The sequence below is a fragment of the Blautia sp. 1001283B150304_161114_C9 genome (genome assembly GCF_015668165.1).
GTDB classification, from domain to species: domain Bacteria; phylum Bacillota; class Clostridia; order Lachnospirales; family Lachnospiraceae; genus Blautia_A; species Blautia_A wexlerae.
In genome coordinates this window covers 1-3,239 of the sequence record NZ_JADPGO010000070.1, presented here as the reverse complement: position 1 = coordinate 3,239, position 3,239 = coordinate 1, and the positions used below count along the sequence as shown (strand labels likewise).

3 protein-coding genes are annotated in these 3,239 nt (G+C 39.0%); all 3 read right to left on the bottom strand.

All coding sequences use genetic code 11. The features are described 5' to 3' along the window. Positions 1-640 precede the first annotated feature (640 nt). Positions 641-859 carry a hypothetical protein gene (locus tag I4V44_RS17160; RefSeq protein ID WP_243100890.1) on the bottom strand — a complete coding sequence of 73 codons (219 nt, stop codon included), beginning with the start codon at positions 857-859 and terminating at the stop codon, positions 641-643. 96 nt (positions 860-955) lie between these two features. Further along, on the bottom strand, positions 956-1,132 hold the full coding sequence (locus I4V44_RS17155) for a helix-turn-helix domain-containing protein (protein WP_003864535.1): 177 nt from the start codon (positions 1,130-1,132) through the stop codon (positions 956-958). 475 nt (positions 1,133-1,607) lie between these two features. Beyond that, positions 1,608-2,861, bottom strand: coding sequence for an ATP-binding protein (locus I4V44_RS17150; RefSeq protein WP_118588266.1), 1,254 nt, complete (start codon positions 2,859-2,861; stop codon positions 1,608-1,610). Positions 2,862-3,239 lie beyond the last annotated feature (378 nt).

The following is a 3,239-nucleotide window of genomic DNA, read 5'->3' as shown; positions in this document are numbered from 1 at the left end:
CCGGTAATTTTGATTAGCTGTCAGCTAACAAAAATCGGATTGCGTTAGCTGGAAATTGATCATTTTGAATGGAATTTTGTGTCACGAACGTGATCAGAAAATAAGAAAAGCGTTCGTTGTCAGCTAATCCAGCTAACATTTCGAACGCTTTGAAGCCCGTCCATAAGAGGATTTGAACCTCCGACCCCTCGCTTAGGAGAGCTCCAACCTATTGTCACTCTCTGTCAATCTGAGGTAAGGTAAACCCATATGGGACGCTATTAGAAACTGTTTCCTATTCAATTTAAGTTATTCTGAATACCCCCTCTGTCAAGCTCTGTAAAGCTCTGAAAGTTAGCTGATTGTTTGCTCCAGCTAATAATTGGGGAATGCCTTGATATTACCATCGACATCTGTTATATGACCACCATGCTTCGTACGTTCGATCATGGTAAACAGTATTCAATTAAACTTCCTATCGAAAGCACAAGATATTTTCTTGTCTATAAATAATATAACGCATACGAGACGGTTTGTCCATGCGTTTTTGACTGGCAAATTTTATTCAGTAAAAATATCTGTAACCTTTTTTGTAACTGAATCTCCATCATTCCATCATCAAATGATGGAGATTCCAATAGATATGATGGAGATAGACTAATTACTTCATCGTCTTCGCCAGTGAATTGAGCAATGCCCGCATCTCTGGATTTGCCAACACTTTTGCCAGAAGTTCCGGATCGACTTCATCAGCAACAGTTGCATTATTATTTGCCTGCTGTACATGCATCTGTGGATCCAGATTCTTTTTCTCATAAAATGCTTCTTCAAAAAGCTCTGCATTTTTCCTTCTGTCATCATCCAGAATATGAGAGTACACATCCGTAGTGTTTTTTTCTTATATCATATCTCAAATCCAGATAAAAATTTAGGATGTCGATTGCAGACAAAATCTGCCTGATCAACACCCTGTTTTTTATTGTTCCAAGTTATCGAGCCAGTCATCGAAACTCTTCTTAGAGATGCGATACTTTCCGCCATCCAACTGGATCCACCGGAATTCCTTTTTCTTTAAAAGGTTATAAATAGTAGGTCTGCTGACTCCTAAGATTTCCTGTAACTCCTGAACTGTATAACATCTTTTCTCTGACATTTCTTTATCCTCTTTTCTTTGAAATATGAAAGAAAAATTATCCCTTCATATAACGAAACGCTCAGAGCATGTTTTACAGTGGTCAAAAGCAAATTTTTTTACTTTTTTTCCTACGAGTTTCTTGCGAGTTTTTTAATACCACTCGTAAGAAACTCGTAACATTAAATTTTTCAGTAAAGAAAAAGAGCATATGGAATTGAATCCATACACTCTATGATTACTGGAACTTTATTTCATTTTTAATTCAACAAACTTTTGTTTATCTCGTTCTTAAGTTCATCTTTATTCTCGTATGTTCTCACTATCGGAATCGTACTCTGTCTGTTCTACATAATCTGCGGAACAGTCTCGTTTGTACGGATAAAAAAATAAACTGAGCCACGGCTGTTCCAACATGAAATCAGCCGTGGCCTTATTTATATCATTTCACTCTTTTTTGAAATAGAACAACACCACAGCAACAACTCAAATCGACTTAAAATTCCAGACTATTCGCATTCAGCAAGAAATACTTCATTCCCATGATGACAAAACCTTCATCATTTCTCCAAGGCTTTTTGCTACCATTTACAATGACGATCTTCTTGAAAGAGTCCGGGATATTACGCAGAGAATTGAATTCCTGCGTCTGTTTTTCTTCCGAAATCATGTCATATGCAACCTGGATATAGTATCTCTGGTTTCCTTGATTCACCACAAAGTCAACCTCCAACTGCTTGCGAACACGTTTGCCCTCTTTATCCTTATCGAAGATATCCACGACACCCACATCAACATTGTAGCCACGGATCAACAGCTCGTTATAAACAATGTTCTCCATGATATGAGTAGGCTCCTGCTGTCTGAAATTCAGACGTGCATTTCTCAGTCCCAGATCAGTAAAGTAGTATTTCAGATTTGCACCGATATACTTTCTGCCCTTAATATCGTATCGGCTTGCCTTGGAAATCAAAAAGGCATCTGTCAAATAGTCGATATGCTTGGAGATGGTTTTATTAGCATAAGTCATCTGGCGCTCACTGGCAAAGGTATTGGCAATCTTTGAAGGGTTGGTCGGTGCGCCGATTGCAGATGCAAGCACATCAACCAGAATCCCAATCTCATCCACGTTCTGAATCTTATTTCTTTCAATAACATCCTTCAGATAGACATTTGCAAAGATGTTCTTCAGATAGTCCGCTTTCTGTCGTTCGCTCTGGAAACTTACGATCTGCGGCAATCCTCCGTAGATCATGTAGTCATCCCAGGCATCATCATAATCGCCGTCATAGACAGAATAAAACTCTGCAAAGGAGAGAGGGTAGATTCTAATCTCATCACCTCTGCCACGGAATTCGGTCACAATGTCGCTGGACAGGAACTTGGAATTACTTCCGGTGACATACACATCAATATTGCTCATGCGGAGCAGGCTGTTCAGCACTTCCTCAAATCGTGACATAAACTGCACTTCATCAAGAAGCAGATAGTATTTGCCATCGTCTTTCATGGCATCTTTGATGTACTTGAAGCATACCTTAGGATCTCTTAGTTCCTCATTTTCAATACCGTCCAATGCAATCTCAATAATATGATCAACATCAACGCCGTTCTCCAGTAAGTATCTCTTAAAGATGGTAAACAGCAAAAAGGATTTGCCACATCTACGAATGCCGGTAATCACCTTTATCATTCCATTATCTTTTCGCTCGATCAGCTGCTGTAGGTAAGCGTCTCTTTTAATCTCCATCGTTACACTCCCCATTTCCGTGCATCTACACACTTTTTAGTAATGAGATTCTATCACAGAACGACCTGAATTTCAATATGTATTCCCATTTTATGTGCATCTACACACTTTTATGTAATGTTGATAAATATATTTTCAGATTTTTTTGATTGCAGTGTCTATAATCGACTACTCCAATCGTTATTATAGGTAGACAACAAAAAGAAGATGGTTCCGATGTTTCATTAAATATGTTCGTTAGTCTTTTACGCAAAGGATTCTATCTCCTCTGCGCCCTAATGCTTTTCGGATTCAGTTCAACAGTCGAGTAGACTAAGACCTCTCAATCTTAGCCCCTCACAGATCCGTACGTGCGGCTTTCCCGCATACGGCTCCTCA